Source organism: Verminephrobacter aporrectodeae subsp. tuberculatae, from assembly GCF_026127385.1.
Lineage (GTDB): Bacteria > Pseudomonadota > Gammaproteobacteria > Burkholderiales > Burkholderiaceae_C > Acidovorax > Acidovorax aporrectodeae.
In genome coordinates, this window is the sequence record NZ_QZCX01000001.1 from 755,279 (window position 1) to 770,584 (window position 15,306).

Consider the following 15,306-nt stretch of genomic DNA (forward strand, 5'->3'; position numbering starts at 1 on the left):
ACATCCGAAAAACAGCAAAGGAAACCCCCCGATGAAAACCCCCGCCACCGACTGCCAGCCCAGCCTCCGGGACCGCGCCAGGCACAGCCTGCGGCATTTCCTGGCCGACTTCACCCAGCTCGAACGCGAATACCCGCACACCTACCCGAAAAGCATCCTGCGCGCGGAAGGCGCCTATGTGTACGACGAGGCCGGGCACAGGCTGCTGGACGCGGGAACGCACCTGGGCGCCTGCCAGATCGGCCACGGCAGCGCCGAGGTGGCCGAGCGCATCGCCCGCCAAGTCAAGCGGCTCGAGTTCATCGCGCTCGACGGCGGCATCTCGCACCCCTACGCCGTGGCGCTCGCGCAGCGGCTGGCCGGCATGGTCCTCTGCGACGACCCGATCTTCTCGTTCACCAACAGCGGCAGCGAATCGAACGAGCTCGCGTTCAAGATCGCGCGCCAGTACCATCGCCGCCGCGGTCAGCCGCAGCGGGTGAAGATTCTGTCGCGCGTCGGCTCGTACCATGGATCCACATACGCTGCGGCGGCTGCGACCGGCGTGGCCGCTTTCAAGGAGGGCTTCGGCCCCCTGCCCGAGGGCTTCATCCAGGGAGCGCAGCCCTCGCCGGGGCGCTGCGGACAGTGCGGCCCGAGCGATGCCTGCTCCATGGCCTGTTTCGACGCATTCAGCCGCACGGTGGAAAACGAGGGGCCCGCCACGGTGGCGGCAATCATTGCCGAGCCGGTGGCGATCCCGCAGGCGGTGAAGGTGCCGCATCCGGAATACTTCACCCGGCTGCGCAAGTTCTGCGACCACCACGGAATCCTGCTCATCATCGACGAGGTGGTCTGCGGCTTCGGGCGCACCGGCAAGATGTTCGGCGCCGAGCATTTCGGCGTGCGCGGCGATATCGTCACCTACGCCAAGGGCCTCACGTCGGGCTACGTGCCCATGGGCGCGGTGGCGGTTTCGCGGCGCGTCGAGGAGGTCTTCAAGGACTCGCCGCTGCTGCATCTGAACACCTACGCCGGCCATCCCGTGGCCTGCGAGGCGGCGATGGCAGTCCTCGACATCACGGAGCGCGACGGCTTGGTCGCGCACGCCGCGCGCATGCAGGCCGTGCTGCGCCGCGAACTCGAGCGCATGCAGGCTGGCGTGCCGCGCGTGCGCCACCTGTGCGTGATCGGCCTGCTGTCCAGCACGTTGGCCGACATCTCCGACCAGGCCGACCCCGACGCCACGGTGCGCAAGGTACGCAAGCTGGCCTACGACCACGGCCTGCTCGTGCGCATCTCGCGCGATGGCGCGCTGCTCGGCGCGCATTTCTACCCGCCGCTGGTAGTCAGCGAGGCGGACATCGTCTCCGGGGTGAAGGCGCTGGGACAGGCGCTCGAGGCGATCTGAGCCATCTGATGGAGAGGACCGGAAATGCGCATCGTCGAAGTTCGCGAGCGGGCCATCCCGCTACAGGCAAACATAAAAAATGCGGTGGTCAATTTCGCCGAACACACGGTTTCCCTGGTGGCCCTCGTGAGCGACGTCGTGCGCGAGGGCAAGCCGGTCACCGGACTGGCATTCGACTCCATTGGCCGCTTTGACCAAAGCGGCCTGCTGCGCAGCCGCTTCATCCCGCGCCTGCAGGCGGCCGCGCCCGGCAGCCTGCTGAGCGACGATGGCCGCCTGTTTGCTCCCGAAAAGGTGTTGGCCAGCATCTTGCGCAACGAAAAGCCCGGGGGACATGGCGATCGGGCGCACGCGGCCGCGGCGATCGAACTGGCGGTCTGGGATCTGAACGCCAAGCTGCTCGGAATCCCCGCCTGGCAGCTCATCGCACAGCATTTCGGCGTGCAGCCCGTGGCGGCGATGCCGGTCTACGCGGCCGGGGGCTACTACTATCCGGAGGATGGGATCGACCGCCTGCAGGACGAGATGCGGCGCTACCAGGATCTGGGCTACGTGCGCTTCAAGATGAAAATCGGCGGCGCCCCGCTGGCGCAGGACATGGCGCGGATCGAAGCCGTTCTGAAGGTGGTGCGCGAGCCCGCGCATCTGGCGGTGGACGCCAACGGCCGCTTCGATACCGCAAGCGCCATCGCCTACGGCCGCGCCATGCAGGATTTCGGGCTGCGCTGGTACGAGGAGCCCGGTGACCCGCTCGACTATGCCCTGATGAGCGAACTCGCTGCGGCCTACCCGCACCGCCTGGCGACCGGAGAAAACCTGTTCTCTGCGCCCGACGTGGAAAACCTGGCGCGCTTCGGCGGCATGCGCAGGGGACTGGACTACTTCCAGATGGACCCCGGCCTGGGCTACGGGCTGAGCGAATTCGTGCGCATGATTGGCGCGCTGGAGAAGCACGGCTATTCGCGCAAGGAACTGCACCCACACGGCGGCCACATGCTCGCCTTGCACGTCGTCGTCGGCCTCGGGCTCGGTGGCTCGGAAGCCTACCCCGGCGTGTTCGCGCCGTTCGGCGGCTATGCCCCCGGGTGCCGCGTCGCCGACGGATGCGTAGCGCCGACCCAGGCCCCCGGTTTCGGGCTGGAAGAAGGGCCGCAGCTGCTGCCGCACATCACCGACCTGCTGCGCACCTGAAAGAACGCAGGGCAGGCCAAGGTGACAACGCGGGCATTTTCCGGAAACTTCAGGAGAGAGACCCCATGCAGGCCATCCAAGTCAATCGTGCGCGCCTGAAGCAGGCGATGGAGACGATTTCCGCAGTCGGTGCGACCCCGCGCGGGGGGCTCCACCGGCTCGCGCTCGGCGACGCGGACAAACAAGCGAGGGATCTGCTGTGCGCCTGGTGCACGCAGGCCGGCTACCCGGTGCGGGTGGACCGCATCGGCAGCATGTACGCGCGCCGCGCCGGCCGCAGCGAGGGCGATCCCCCCGTGCTGATCGGCAGCCATCTCGACAGCCAGCCCATGGCCGGGCGCTTTGACGGCGCGGTCGGCGTGGTCGCCGCGCTGGAGGTGATGCGGACCCTGGACGACCATGGAATCGCGACGCATCTCCCGATCGACTTGGTGAACTGGACGAATGAAGAGGGCGCGCGCTTCCAGCCGCCCCTGCTTGCCTCGGGTGTCTTTGCCGGCGCGCATGCCCTCGAGTACGCGCTGTCCCGGCAGGACAGCGCGGGGCTGAGCGTCGCCAGCGAACTCGAGCGCATCGGCTACGCCGGTGCGCACGCGGCGGGCTTTCCGATCAGCAGCTATATCGAGTTGCATATCGAGCAGGGCGTCGTTCTCGAGCAGGCCCGCGCCACCATTGGCGTGGTCAGCGGCTTTGTCGGGATCCGGGACACGCGCGTCAGCGTCCTTGGCGAGAACGTGCACGCCGGCCCGCTGCCCATGCAACTGCGCCGCGACGCGCTGGTGGGCGCCGCGCAGATGGTGCTTGCCGCGCAGGAGGTCGGCCTCGCGCAGTCTCCCGATGCGCGCGTGACCGTCGGCCGGCTGTCCGTGCCATCGGATTCGCACAGCATCGTTCCCGGCCGGGTGGACCTGGTGCTGGACCTGCGCCACCCCGACGCAGCCAGTCTGGACGCCCTGCAGGCGCAACTCCAGGAGCGCTTTGCGCAGATCGCCACCAGGCTCGGGCTGTCGGTGCAGTTCGAGCCGTACTGGAGCTATGCGCCCATCGTCTTTGCCCCCACGCTGCGCGAACATATTCGCGCGGCCGCCAGGATGCACGGCTACCCCTGCCTGGACCTGCCCAGCCGCGCCGGGCACGACGCGCTGAACATCGCCAGGGTGGCGCCCACGGCGATGATCTTCATCCCCTGCCTGAAGGGAATCAGCCACAACGAAAGCGAATACGCAAGCGACGAGGACATCGCCGCCGGCGCCGACGTCCTGCTCGCAGCCACGCTCGCGGCGGCCACGCAATGACGCGGACGCAGCGGATTCAGGCCGGGGCCGTTTGCGGCAGCGGGGCGGACATCGCCGCGACCGCCTCCTCGAGCGGCCGCATATGTTCCGCGATGGCCCTGCGGATGGTCGCAGGCTCGCGGCTGCGGATGGCCGCCAGCGTGCGCTCGTGCAGTTCGACGACCAGGTTCGGGTCCTCGCGGTACAGGAAGTAATCCTGCAGCAGCGCGAACAGCTGCTCGAGAATCTGGTACTGGTAGTACGCCAGGGCGCGGCTGCGGGCGGCGCGGCCGACGCTGTAGTGAAACAGATGGTCGAAGCGCATGCGCAGCATCAGGTCGCCGTCGCTGTGTTTGCGCAGGTTGTCGACGCACGCCTGCATGGCGGCGAAATCGGCGGGCGTCGCGCGTTCGCCCGCGAGCAGCGCGAGTTGCAACTCGATCGGTTGCCGCGCTTCGACGATTTCGCTCAGGCTCAGGCGGTTCATCTGCCCGCTCAATGCGACAAGACTCTCCTTGATCCGGTCCGTCAGGACAAACAGGCCGCCGCTGCTGCCGCGCTGCACCCGCAGCGTCTTCGAGCGGGTGAGCACCTTCAGCGCTTCGCCGATCACGGGCTTGCTGACGTTCATCGCCTGCGCCAACTGTTCGATACCCGGCAGGCGTTCACCGACCGAATACGCCCCCGAGAGGATGGCGTACACGATTTGCTCCACGGCCTCCATGTGGGCGCGGCTGTTGGTGATCGGGTGGAAATACCAATGCAGCGCAGGATCCGCGCCACCCCCGTGGTTCCCTTCGGCATCCGTGGCGGCGACGCCATCGCTTGCGTGAGCGTGAGTTGTCAGAGCCTTCATGTTCCCAAGGGATGATTTGGCGTGGAAATTGGCCCCGCATTCTATCGGCCCATGGCGCCGTCCCATCCCGCAGCGGCGGCGTGCGCCCGGACGGTTCGCCAAGCGGCATGCGCGTTCGCGCGCGAGCGGCGCCGCCGCGCTGTGGGACACGTATATAATTTCGCCTCTCATTCCTCGATAGCTCAGTCGGTAGAGCGCCGGACTGTTAATCCGTAGGTCCCTGGTTCGAGCCCAGGTCGAGGAGCCAATTTCACGCAACGGCCAACGCCGTTGCACTCTTGGCATGGATAGCGCCCCACGTCGGCGATCCCGGAGAGCATTTCCGCGGCGTCCCGTCCGAGTGGTTTTCCCTGACCCTGCTTCGGTTCCATGGCAGACCCGCGTCGAGCGGGTGCCAGAGGGTATGTTCCGCGCATGGGGCGCCACGACTTCCACCGCAAGGACCGGAGTGACATGCCGGCCTGACGCCGCGCTGCACCGCGTCCAGGCGCAGCATGCCCGCGGCGAGGGGGACGGGCCAGCCTCCCGCAGCACAAACGCAAGAATCTTTATCTTGTGTCCTTGCCCCAGCCGCTTCAACGCCCGCGTCCTGCGGGCAACACTGCGCACCGAGAGCGAACTGGAGACAACACGAGATGAAAGCCCCCCGATTCCCGCGCCGCCGGGCGTTGCCGGCCTGCTTGGCTGCGGCCCTCGTCGCGGCCGCCGTGGCAGCTGCCCCGGCCGTGCTCGCCGCCTATCCCGACAAGCCCGTGAAGCTCGTGATTCCCTACCCGCCCGGCGGCGCCACCGACGTGATCGGGCGCATCGTTGCGCTCAAGCTCGGCGAACAACTCGGCCAGCAGGTCGTGGTGGACAACCGCAGCGGCGCGGGCGGCAACATCGGCGCCGAGGCCGTGGCCCGGGCGCCGGCCGATGGCTACACGCTGTTGATGGGCGCGCTGACCTCGCATGCCACGATGGCGACGCTGGAGAAAGGCCGCTTGCGCTATGACCTGGCGAAGGACTTCGCCCCGGTGATGGTCGTCGGCTCCGTGCCGCTGGTGATCGTGGTCAACCCGCAGGTGCCCGCAGCGACGCTGAAGGAATTCATCGCCTACGCCAAGGCCAACCCCGACAAGCTCAACTACGCGTCGTCGGGCGCGGGCTCGCCGCAGCGCATGGCCGCCGAACTCTTACAGCGCGAGACCGGCATCAGGATGACGCACGTCGCCTACAAGGGCAGCGGCCCCGCGATGACCGACGTGGTCGCCGGACAGGTCAACGCGATGGTCGAGACCGCGCCGGCCGCGCTGCCCTTCATCACCGCGAACAAGCTGCGCGCGCTCGCGGTCGCCACGCCGCAGCGCATCTCGATGCTGCCCGACGTCCCTTCGGCGGCCGAGGCCGGCGTGCCGAATCTGGAGGTCAGCTCGACCTTCGGCGTGCTGGCGCCGGCGGGCACGCCCGCGGCCATCGTGGCGCGGCTCAACGAAGCGCTCGCGAAGGTCGTGCAGTCGCCCGAGGCGAAGGAGATGCTGCTCAAGCAGGGTGTGTACGCGGCGCCGCCCACCACGCCCGCGCAATCGGCCGAGCAGATTCGGGCCGAGGTGGTGCGCTGGAGGAAAGTCATCACCGAGTCCCATATCAAGTCCGACGAATAACCAGCCGACACCCATGTCCGATTCCCCCTTCGAGCCCGACGACAGCGCCACGGACAACAACGCGGGCATGCGCAAGGGCCTGACCAGCTACGGCGACCGCGGCTTCTCGCTCTTCCTGCGCAAGGCCTTCATCAAGGGCGCGGGCTACACCGACGCGGCACTCGAGCGACCCGTGGTCGGCATCGCCAACACCGGCAGCGCCTACAACCCGTGCCACGGCAATACACCGCAGCTCATCGAGGCGGTCAAGCGCGGCGTGATGCTCGCGGGCGGCCTCGCGATGGACTTTCCGACCATCTCGGTGCACGAGAGCTTCGCCGCGCCGACCAGCATGTACTTGCGCAACCTGATGTCGATGGACACCGAGGAGATGGTCCGCGCGCAGCCCATGGACGCGGTGGTGCTCATCGGCGGCTGCGACAAGACCGTTCCCGCGCAGCTGATGGGGGCCGCTTCGGCCGGCCTGCCGGCGATCCAGCTCATCACCGGCTCGATGCTCACCGGCAGCCACCGCGGCGAGCGCGTGGGCGCCTGCACCGACTGCCGCCGCTACTGGGGCAAGTACCGCGCGGGCGAGATCGACGCCGAGGAAACCGCCGACGTCAACAACCAGCTCGTGGCGAGCGTGGGCACCTGCTCGGTGATGGGCACGGCCAGCACCATGGCCTGCATTGCCGAGGCGCTGGGCATGACGATGCCGGGCGGCGCCGCGCCACCGGCCGTGACGGCCGACCGCATCCGCATCGCCGAGCAGACCGGCGCGCAGGCCGTGCGGATCGCGCGCGACCGGCTCAGCATCGACAAGGTACTGACTCCGGCCGCGTTCGAGAACGCGATGCGCGTGCTGCTGGCCATCGGCGGCTCGACCAACGGCATCGTGCACCTCGCGGCCATCGCGGGGCGCATGGGCCTGGACGTCGACCTGCACGCGCTCGACCGCATGGGCCGCGAGACGCCGGTGTTGCTCGACCTGAAGCCCTCGGGCCAGCACTACATGGAAGACTTCCACGCCGCGGGCGGCATGGCGACGCTGCTGCGCGAGCTGAAGCCGTTGCTGCACCTGGACGCCCTCACGGTCACGGGCCGCACGCTCGGCGAGGAGATCGAACGCGCCGGGCCCGGTTTCAAACAGGACGTGGTGCGGCCCGCAGCCCGGCCGATCTATCCGCAGGGTGGCATCGCGGTGCTGTGGGGCAATCTCGCGCCGGGCGGCGCGATCATCAAGCAGTCGGCTGCCGATGCGCAGCTCATGGAACACGAAGGCCGCGCGGTGGTCTTCGAGAACGCCGAGGACCTGGTGGCCCGCATCGACAGCGACGCACTCGACGTGACGGCCGAGGACGTGCTGGTGCTCAGGAACATCGGCCCGAAGGGCGCGCCGGGCATGCCCGAGGCTGGCTACATCCCGATTCCGCGCAAGCTCGCACGCGCGGGGGTGAAGGACATCGTGCGCATCTCCGACGGCCGCATGAGCGGCACGGCCTTCGGCACCATCGTGCTGCACGTCACGCCGGAGTCCGCCATCGGCGGGCCGCTGGCCCATGTGCGCAGTGGCGACCGCATCCGGCTCAGCGTGGCGAATCGCGAGATCGCGCTGCTGGTGTCCGACGACGAACTCGCGCGCCGCGCGAGGGAAACGGTGGTGCCCGAACCGACGGCCGAGCGTGGCTACAGGAAGCTGTTCCTGCAGACGGTGACGCAGGCGGACAAGGGCGTGGACTTCGACTTCCTGCGCGCACCGAACACGGTCGGCAAGGTGCCGCGCTAGCTGAGGACGGCTTGCGCCTCGGCCAGCAGCGCCTGCGCGAGCGCCACGCGCGGCCCCTGCGCCGCCCAGACCAGCCCCACGCGCCGCACCGGCGCGCGCGCGGGCAACGGCACGCGCGCGATCTTCATCCCGGCGCGCCACATCGGGGCCCAGTCCGGCAACAGGGCCACGCCGAGATTCCGCCCCACGAGCGCTGCGACGGCCATGAGGCTGTCGATCTCCAGTCGCTGCCGCACGCGGATGCCGTGGTCGCGCAGATAGCGATCGGCGAGCTGACCGCCGAGCACCGAGCGGTCGTAGCGGATGAACGGTTCGGTCGCCAGCAGTTCGTGCGCATCGCGATGCGCCAGGGCCTCGGACGCCACCACCACCAGTGGCTCTTCGAGCAGCGTCTCGAAGCGGCAGCCCTTGCCGACGGCGAACTGCGGCTCGACGACGATGGCCGCATCGAGCGCGCCGCCCGCGACCTGCCGGCACAGCTCCACCGAACCGCCGGGCGCCACGAACACCGAGAGCTCAGGAAAGCGCGCGTAGAGGCGTTCGAGCACCGGCGGCAGCACACCGGTCAGCGCCGAGATGAACACGCCCAGCCGCAGCTCGCCGAGCGAGACGCCGCCGCTGGTTGCCGCGCGAAGGTCGCGCACGTCGCGCAGCACGTTGCGCGCGCGCTCGAGCATCTTCAAGCCTGCTTCGGTGGGGCGCACGGAACGGCCGGCGCGCTGCACCAGCGGCACGCCGACGTCGTCTTCGAGGGCCCTGACCCGCGCTGCGATCGCGGCCGGCGTGAGGTCGAGCCGGCGCGCCGCCTCAGCCATCGAGCCCAGTTCGACCACGGCGACGAAGCTTTGCAGGTATCGCGTATCCATGCGCGCGAATGTACGCGCGCCTCGCTGGCTCCCCACCGGACCCAAAAAATTCTTTGTTCTGACGATGCCGTCTTCTCGCCCTCGGGCGTGGCCCTTCTTCGACACTGCCTGCATGACGAACAGACTTCGTGGCGTGATCGCACCGGTGCTCACACCCTTCGACGACAGCCTCGAACCCGACGTGGGCCGCTTCATCGCGCACAGCCGCTGGCTGGTGGAGAACCACGCGGGCCTCGCGATCTTCGGCACCAATTCGGAGGCCGCATCGCTGTCGGTGGGCGAGCGCCTGTCGCTGACCGAGGCCCTGGTGGAAGGCGGCGTGCCGGCCGCGAAGCTGATGCCCGGCACGGGCGCCTGCGCGTTGCCCGACGCGGTGGAACTCACGCGCCACGCGAGCCGGATCGGTGCCGCGGGCGTGCTGGTGCTGCCGCCCTTCTATTTCAAGGGCGTGTCCGACGACGGTGTGTTCGCGTACTACGCGCAGATCATCGAACGGGTCGGCAGCGGCTGCGCGCCGCTCTACCTGTATCACATCCCGCAGATGAGCCAGGTGCCCATCACGCTCGGGTTGATCGAGCGATTGCTGAAGCGTTATCCGCGCACGATCGCGGGCGCCAAGGACTCATCGGGCGACTGGAACAACGCGAAAGCAATGATCGACAACTTCGCTGCCTCGGGCTTCGATGTTTTCCCGGCCAGCGAATCGCTGCTGTTGCAGGCGCTGCCGATCGGCGGCGCGGGCTGCATCAGCGCGACGGTGAACATGAACCCTGCGGGCATTCAGCGGGTGTTCGAGGGCTGGCAGAGCGCCGAAGGGCCAGCGCTGCAGGCAAGGGCCGACACGGTCCGCAAGATCTTCCAGGCGACACCGATGATTCCAGCGATGAAGCATGTGGTGTCGCACTTCTCCTGCCATGCGCCGTGGCGAAGGGTTCGCCCGCCGCTGGTTGCGCTCGACGATGCCGCGGGCCGCGATGTGCTGGCACAACTGGATGCAGCCGGCTTCGACATGCCCGGCTATCCCCGCTGACGACGGGCATCAGAACCAGGAGGTGCGGCTGCTCGTGCGGCCTTCAGGGAAGGGCGTGGTGTTGCGCCGCCGCGCTTCCTGCTTCCTGGAGTAGGCTCCCCGGGGAAACGGAAAACAGGAGCAACGGCAATGATCAAGCTATACGGCAACCCCTACTCCCGAGCCAATCGCGTGCGCTGGGCGCTGGAGGAGTCCGGCGCGGCCTACGAGGAGGAGACCGTGGCCCTGGGGGCCGGCGGGACGCGTTCGGCGCGCTTTCTGGAGATCAATCCCAACGGTCATGTGCCGGTGATCGACGACGGCGGCCTGGTGCTGTTCGAGTCGGTGCCGATCAGCCTCTATGTCGCGAAGAAGTATTTGCCCACCGAGTTGCATGTGCAGAGCGAGCCGGACGAGGGTCGGTTGCTGCAATGGTCGGTGTGGGCGATCACCGAACTGGAAAAGCACATCGAGACCGCATCGCTGCACGTCACTTGGTTGCCGCCGGCCGCGCGCAGCGCCGACAAGGCCGCGAGCGGGCAGGTCAGGGTGGCGCGCTGCCTCACGATCCTGGCCCGGGCGCTCGAGCCCACCGGATACCTCGTGGCCGAGCGCTTCACGGTGGCCGACCTGATCGTCACCGAAGTCATCACCAACCTCGTCCACACGGGCGTGCCCCTGGACCAGTTCCCGGCGGTTCAGCGCTGCGTCCGGAAGAACCTCTCGCGGCCCGCGGCGAGGAAGGCGTTCGCCGAAGACATCATCCGGCCCTTTCTCGCCTGAAGGGAAGTGGACGCAAACCCTGACGCTCCAGCGCTGGAGACGCCTCGCGTTGGCCCGCCAGGGGCTGGGGCCGAGCCGGGTCTTCGGCCAGGGCCTGGTCGGCGTGCGCCGCGCGATCGAGCATCTGGGCTATGGCCGATTCATGGGTGGAAACGCTGCTTTGAAATTTGCGTGAGCCGCTTCGGTGCGGACGCGCGCCTCAGTCCAATTGCAGATTCGCGTTCTTCGCCAGGGTCTGCCAGCGCTGTGTTTCCCGGGCCACGAAGGCCGTCGTCTGCTGCGCCGTGGCCGGCGTGAGAACGACCCCTGCGCTGGTGTAGCCGGCCTGGACTTCGGGCGCGTGCAGGGCCCTGTTGATGGCGGCATTCAGCGCCTGGACCCGATCCGTGGGCGCACCGGCGGGCATGGCCACGACGAACCATTGGTCGGCATCGAAGTCCGACAGGCCGGCTTCGTGCAAGCTCGGCACCTCGGGCAACAGCGGCGAGCGCGTGGCGGTGGATACGCCGTAGGCGCGCAGTTTGCCCGCCTTGATGTGCGGCAGCACCGGGGTGATTCCGAGCATTCCCAGCGGCACCTGGCCGCCGACGACATCCGTGACCGCCTGGCTGCCGCCCTTGTAGGGCACGTGCACGATCCGCGTCCGGGCGATCTGGTTCAGCAGCTCGCCGGTCAGATGCTGGCTGCTCCCGGTGCCGGAAGTGGCGTAGCTGAAGGCCCCGGGATTTTCCCTGGCCGCTGCCAGCAGACCGTCCAGCGTCGGCGGCAAGGCCGTGGCCATGGTTCCCACGAGCACCATCGGGCCCCTGGCGAGGATGGCGACCGCGGTCAACTCCCGGGCGATCTGCGGCCGGGGAATGCTCGCCAGGGACGGGCCGGAGACGGTCACCAGGGTCAGTCCGTCCGGGGCCGCCTTGGCCGTGGCCTGCAGCGCGATCGCGCCTGCGGCACCGGGCCGGTTTTCGATCAGCATGCTTTGTTCGAGCTGGAGCGCCAATTCGCGCGCGACCAGCCGGGTCAGCACGTCGGTGGTTCCGCCGGCCGGTTGCCCGACCAGCCAGGTGATGGGGCGGCGCTGGCGCGCGCCTTGGGCCCGGAGCCGGGGGAATGCCGTAGCGCCGAGGGCGGCCAGTGCGCACCGACGGGAGAGATGGGTCGTGTTCATGGCGTTGCGCTCCAGGGGGGGGTGCTCAATCGGGCTGGCCGGGGGGGTGTTGGGGTACTGCAAGAAGCTGTCCTGAAAAGCCTTGACCAGCTTGAGCACCGGCCCGCGCACCCAGGTGTTGCTGGCCATCACGTCCATCTGTTCCTTGGGGTCGCGGGTGATGTTGAACAGGTAGGGCGACTCCAGCCGGCCCTTGCTTTCGTTGACCTCCGGCTCCCAGTGGAAATGCAGCTTCCAGTCGCGCCACTTGACAGCGCGCAATTCATTGCGGATGTAGAACGGAAAGCCCTCGCGCGCCGACTTCTGCTGCCGGCCCAACAGCAAGGGCAGTTGATCGACGCCATCGATGGGACGGTCCTGCGGGACGCTGGCGCCGGCCACACCGGCCAGCGTGGTGAACAGGTCGGTGACGTGAACGATCTCGTTGCTCACCCGCCCGCCGGGTATCTGCCCTGGCCAGCGCGCGATGCAGGGCACGCGCAGGCTGCCTTCCATCGCGGTGTGGTAGGTGCCGCTCCAGGGGCCGGCCGTGCCGCGGTAGGGAATGCGGAACTCGGGCCCGTTGTCGCTGCAGAAAATCAGCAGGGTGTTCCCGGCGCCATCCAGTTCGTCGAGCGCCCGCACCACCTGCCCGACACGGTGGTCCAGCTCCACCATCGAGTCGGCGAAATCGCCCGCGCCAGTCCGTCCGGCAAAGTCCGGGTGCGGCAGCGTGGGGAAATGCAGGTGGACCAGCGGCAGGTAGAGAAAGAACGGCCTGCCGGCGCGCGCATTGCGCTGCATGAAGGCGATGGACTCATCCACCAACTCGGCGTCGATCTGCCGGCGGCTGTCCAGGTCGTAGACCTTGACGTTTTCCGAGGGCTCGCCGCTGCGGCCGCGCATGATCCAGGGCAGGTCGAGCACGGCCGGGTCAAAGCCGATGGCTGCGGTGAACTGGCTCTCGTCGGTGGTGCGCGGAATCCCGTACCACGCGTCGAAGCCGCGGTCCGAAGGGAAGCGCCCGGGTATGTCGCCCAGATGCCATTTGCCGTAATGCGCGGTGGCGTAGCCCTGCGCCGACAGAATTTGCGCGAGCGTGATCTCGCGCCGCGTCAGCCCCTGGGGCAGACCCATGGGAACCGATTGGATGCAGCCGGTGCGGATCGGGTGGCGGCCGCTCATCAGCGCCGAGCGCGTCGGAACGCAGTCGCTTTCGACGTTGAAGTTCTGCAGCAGCAGACCCTGTCCGGCAAGGGCGTCGATGTTCGGCGTGGGCGCGCCGCGCAGCGCACCGCCGCCGTAGCAGCCGAGTTCCCCCCAGCCGAGGTTGTCGGCCACGATGAGAACGATGTTCGGGGAAGCAGTGGATGTGCGCATGGCGTGGGTGTGGCGGGAGTTGCAGGTGCCCATAACTTAAGCGCCGCAACCGCGCTGCCCCATTCCCCGACCCGGGGAAATCCATAAACTGCGGGAATGCCCTTGTCGATGCGCGATATCGAATACTTTCTTGCCGTTGCCAAGACCGGGCTGCTCTCGGTGGCGGCCGACCAGCAGGGCGTGACCCAGTCGGCGCTCACGAAGGCCGTGCGGCGGGTGGAGTCCGAGTTCGGCCTGCCATTGTTCGAGCGCAGCGCGCGGGGCATGGCGCTGACTTCGGCGGGTCAGCGCATGGTCGAGCAGGCGTTTCGCTTGCAGGCCGAGTACGCGGACACGGTCCTGCTGGCCAACGAGATGCGCGCGCGGCAGTCGGGCCTCTTGCGCGTGGGCGTGACGGACACCACGGCGGGCAACCGCATCGCCGCGGCGCTGGGTTCCTTGCTCGCCCAGCGACCGGGATTGCGCGTGCGGCTGCGCGTGGACCGCTCGGATACGCTGGCGGCGCTGCTGCACGAGGGCGCTCTGGACCTCGCGCTGGTTCCCGCCTACGAAGGCCAGCCGCTGGACGCGGAGCGGACCAAGATCGACAACGACCCGATGCTGCCCGTGGTGCGCTCCGCCCACCCCTTGGTGCAACAGGCGCAGCCGGGCCTGGCCGACGTCGCGGCGTATGGCTGGATCACCGGGGCCGCGAATTCAGCGGTCTGCATGGCGCTCACGAAGGTCCTTGCGCGCCACGGGCTGGCGCCTCCGCGGGTCGTCATGGAAGTGTCGTTCGCTTCGGATTTCAACCTCGCGGTCCTGGCCGCGACGGATCTCGTCACGCTGGTTCCGCGCTCCTTCATGCAGCACGTCGAGAGCCGGCAATTCCGCGTGCTGCCGATCGCCGCGCTGTGCGTTCCGCGCGCCGTCGTGCTGCTGTCGCGCCCGGGTTCGAACTGGTCGCCGTTGATGCAGGCGCTGCGCGACGGGCTGCTGGCGCGGGCGCATGGCGCCACGACTTGAGGGGAAACGCTGCGCTTCCCTTTTTTAGTTGAGGGGGCGTCACGGGGGCCGCCGACGGTGCCAGAGCCATGGATTCAGGATAACGTTAGAAAGCGTAGCAGCGTAATAGCTCCGAGCGCGCACACGACAACGTACTCCGAACGTGCACCTCTCTCTCTCAGAAAGAGCGCGGAAAGCACCATCGAGATTATCCCGGTTGCGTTCAGTATGGGCCACGCGATTGCAGACGCGGGACTGCCAACGGCAAAAATAAAGGTGACCTGTGTCGTTACCGTGAGTAGCGCGCGAACAAAAAAGAGTGGATTGAGCAATAACCTGACTGACGGAGCATCGCCGCTCGCCGGTCGAGTAACTAGAATGGGAACGAGAGACCAGAGGGCGCGCCACATCATGACAGCTGTGGCAAAAACGAGCGTCGCGGAGGCAGAGGAGGTGGAGGTAGCCCCGAACAGGGTAGGCGAGAGGCTCGCTTGCAGTGTCAGCGCCACACAAATGACGCCGCCGCTCGCCAGCAGCTTCCCACCTTTCCTATTCGGTCCGCTCAGCCAAAGCATTGGCAAACAGACAAACGTCGTTGCGACCGCGAACGCGTAGGTTCCCCAACTCCAGTGGTTCGTTGCCCAAAATATCCCAAGCGGAATAAATACGTCTGCGAACTTCCCGGCGACCGTCACCTGATTCACACTCAGGTTCCGGAAGGCATAGGAAAAGCTGTACGCCACCAACTGAGCCAGACCACTGAACGCCGCCGTTCGCCAATCGAACACCATGTGAATCAACTCCGATCCGGCATTGAAGAACAGCGCCATCGCGCAATACATTGCAACGGCCGGGACAACATTATTCCAAAGGTTCAAATTTAGTATCGAAAGTCGTCGCAGGCCAATCTGGTACCGATCGACAATATTGATGCCTGCTCTGCCAAGCGACGAAACAAACGCCAGCAGCATAGTTTCTTGCCCAGAGAGATCGCTCATCGCTGGAACTCCCCTATCTC

Annotated in this window: 12 protein-coding genes, 1 tRNA gene and 1 pseudogene; 9 read left to right on the top strand and 5 right to left on the bottom strand. The window is 67.8% G+C overall.

Features of this window, described 5'->3' with window-relative positions; translation table 11 throughout:
- The first annotated feature begins 31 nt into the window (after window positions 1–31).
- From D5041_RS03105 to D5041_RS03115, 3 genes are all read left to right on the top strand, one after another.
- Entirely contained in the window at window positions 32–1,390 is a 1,359-nt protein-coding gene (locus tag D5041_RS03105; protein ID WP_265258342.1) for an aminotransferase family protein, read from the top strand.
- A 24-nt stretch (window positions 1,391–1,414) separates the two neighbouring features.
- Window positions 1,415–2,581, top strand: a complete 1,167-nt coding sequence (locus D5041_RS03110; RefSeq protein ID WP_010101147.1) for an enolase C-terminal domain-like protein — start codon at window positions 1,415–1,417, stop codon at window positions 2,579–2,581.
- Between the two features lie 65 nt (window positions 2,582–2,646).
- Window positions 2,647–3,876, top strand: coding sequence for a Zn-dependent hydrolase (locus tag D5041_RS03115; RefSeq protein WP_265258341.1), 1,230 nt, complete (start codon window positions 2,647–2,649; stop codon window positions 3,874–3,876).
- A gap of 16 nt (window positions 3,877–3,892) precedes the next feature.
- Here the strand turns inward: D5041_RS03115 and D5041_RS03120 are convergent, their stop codons facing one another.
- The gene (locus tag D5041_RS03120) at window positions 3,893–4,711 is read right to left on the bottom strand and encodes a FadR/GntR family transcriptional regulator (RefSeq protein ID WP_265283861.1); all 819 of its coding nucleotides are present in this window, start codon (window positions 4,709–4,711) and stop codon (window positions 3,893–3,895) included.
- Between the two features lie 171 nt (window positions 4,712–4,882).
- On the opposite strand from D5041_RS03120, the gene D5041_RS03125 reads away from it, so the two are divergent.
- The 3 genes from D5041_RS03125 (at window position 4,883) to D5041_RS03135 (ending at window position 8,122) form a co-directional block, all read left to right on the top strand.
- Window positions 4,883–4,958: transfer RNA gene (locus tag D5041_RS03125), tRNA-Asn, on the top strand.
- A 388-nt stretch (window positions 4,959–5,346) separates the two neighbouring features.
- Entirely contained in the window at window positions 5,347–6,354 is a 1,008-nt protein-coding gene (locus D5041_RS03130) for a tripartite tricarboxylate transporter substrate binding protein (protein ID WP_265283862.1), read from the top strand.
- A 13-nt stretch (window positions 6,355–6,367) separates the two neighbouring features.
- The gene (locus tag D5041_RS03135) at window positions 6,368–8,122 is read left to right on the top strand and encodes an IlvD/Edd family dehydratase (RefSeq protein ID WP_265283863.1); all 1,755 of its coding nucleotides are present in this window, start codon (window positions 6,368–6,370) and stop codon (window positions 8,120–8,122) included.
- Here the strand turns inward: D5041_RS03135 and D5041_RS03140 are convergent.
- Window positions 8,119–8,988, bottom strand: a complete 870-nt coding sequence (locus D5041_RS03140; RefSeq protein WP_265258327.1) for a LysR family transcriptional regulator — start codon at window positions 8,986–8,988, stop codon at window positions 8,119–8,121. The two genes, D5041_RS03135 and D5041_RS03140, sit on opposite strands and share 4 nt — an antisense overlap.
- 112 nt (window positions 8,989–9,100) lie before the next feature.
- On the opposite strand from D5041_RS03140, the gene D5041_RS03145 reads away from it, so the two are divergent.
- Both D5041_RS03145 and D5041_RS03150 read left to right on the top strand, forming a co-directional pair.
- A complete protein-coding gene (locus D5041_RS03145; RefSeq protein ID WP_029554532.1) occupies window positions 9,101–10,018 on the top strand; it encodes a dihydrodipicolinate synthase family protein in 918 nt (305 codons plus the stop codon).
- A gap of 129 nt (window positions 10,019–10,147) precedes the next feature.
- A complete protein-coding gene (locus D5041_RS03150; RefSeq protein ID WP_265283864.1) occupies window positions 10,148–10,780 on the top strand; it encodes a glutathione S-transferase family protein in 633 nt (210 codons plus the stop codon).
- 199 nt (window positions 10,781–10,979) lie between these two features.
- Here the strand turns inward: D5041_RS03150 and D5041_RS03155 are convergent, their stop codons facing one another.
- Window positions 10,980–11,945 carry a Bug family tripartite tricarboxylate transporter substrate binding protein gene (locus D5041_RS03155; RefSeq protein ID WP_010106730.1) on the bottom strand — a complete coding sequence of 322 codons (966 nt, stop codon included), beginning with the start codon at window positions 11,943–11,945 and terminating at the stop codon, window positions 10,980–10,982.
- 30 nt (window positions 11,946–11,975) lie between these two features.
- Window positions 11,976–13,304: pseudogene (locus D5041_RS03160) on the bottom strand (arylsulfatase); the annotation flags it as partial.
- Between the two features lie 108 nt (window positions 13,305–13,412).
- Here D5041_RS03160 and D5041_RS03165 point away from each other — a divergent pair.
- Window positions 13,413–14,309, top strand: a complete 897-nt coding sequence (locus tag D5041_RS03165; RefSeq protein ID WP_236610783.1) for a LysR family transcriptional regulator — start codon at window positions 13,413–13,415, stop codon at window positions 14,307–14,309.
- Between the two features lie 74 nt (window positions 14,310–14,383).
- Here D5041_RS03165 and D5041_RS03170 read toward each other — a convergent pair whose 3' ends face one another.
- Window positions 14,384–15,286, bottom strand: coding sequence for a hypothetical protein (locus tag D5041_RS03170; protein WP_265258322.1), 903 nt, complete (start codon window positions 15,284–15,286; stop codon window positions 14,384–14,386).
- Between the last annotated feature and the right edge of the window lie 20 nt (window positions 15,287–15,306).

Bases quoted from the DNA above. Each gene is read 5' to 3' on its own strand.
- D5041_RS03170 (WP_265258322.1), bottom strand. From the start codon at position 15,286: ATGAGCGATCTCTCTGGGCAAGAAACTATGCTGCTGGCGTTTGTTTCG.
- D5041_RS03145 (WP_029554532.1), top strand. From the start codon at position 9,101: ATGACGAACAGACTTCGTGGCGTGATCGCACCGGTGCTCACACCCTTC.
- D5041_RS03110 (WP_010101147.1), top strand. From the start codon at position 1,415: ATGCGCATCGTCGAAGTTCGCGAGCGGGCCATCCCGCTACAGGCAAAC.
- D5041_RS03135 (WP_265283863.1), top strand. From the start codon at position 6,368: ATGTCCGATTCCCCCTTCGAGCCCGACGACAGCGCCACGGACAACAAC.
- D5041_RS03130 (WP_265283862.1), top strand. From the start codon at position 5,347: ATGAAAGCCCCCCGATTCCCGCGCCGCCGGGCGTTGCCGGCCTGCTTG.
- D5041_RS03150 (WP_265283864.1), top strand. From the start codon at position 10,148: ATGATCAAGCTATACGGCAACCCCTACTCCCGAGCCAATCGCGTGCGC.
- D5041_RS03120 (WP_265283861.1), bottom strand. From the start codon at position 4,711: ATGAAGGCTCTGACAACTCACGCTCACGCAAGCGATGGCGTCGCCGCC.
- D5041_RS03155 (WP_010106730.1), bottom strand. From the start codon at position 11,945: ATGAACACGACCCATCTCTCCCGTCGGTGCGCACTGGCCGCCCTCGGC.
- D5041_RS03165 (WP_236610783.1), top strand. From the start codon at position 13,413: ATGCGCGATATCGAATACTTTCTTGCCGTTGCCAAGACCGGGCTGCTC.
- D5041_RS03115 (WP_265258341.1), top strand. From the start codon at position 2,647: ATGCAGGCCATCCAAGTCAATCGTGCGCGCCTGAAGCAGGCGATGGAG.
- D5041_RS03105 (WP_265258342.1), top strand. From the start codon at position 32: ATGAAAACCCCCGCCACCGACTGCCAGCCCAGCCTCCGGGACCGCGCC.
- D5041_RS03140 (WP_265258327.1), bottom strand. From the start codon at position 8,988: ATGGATACGCGATACCTGCAAAGCTTCGTCGCCGTGGTCGAACTGGGC.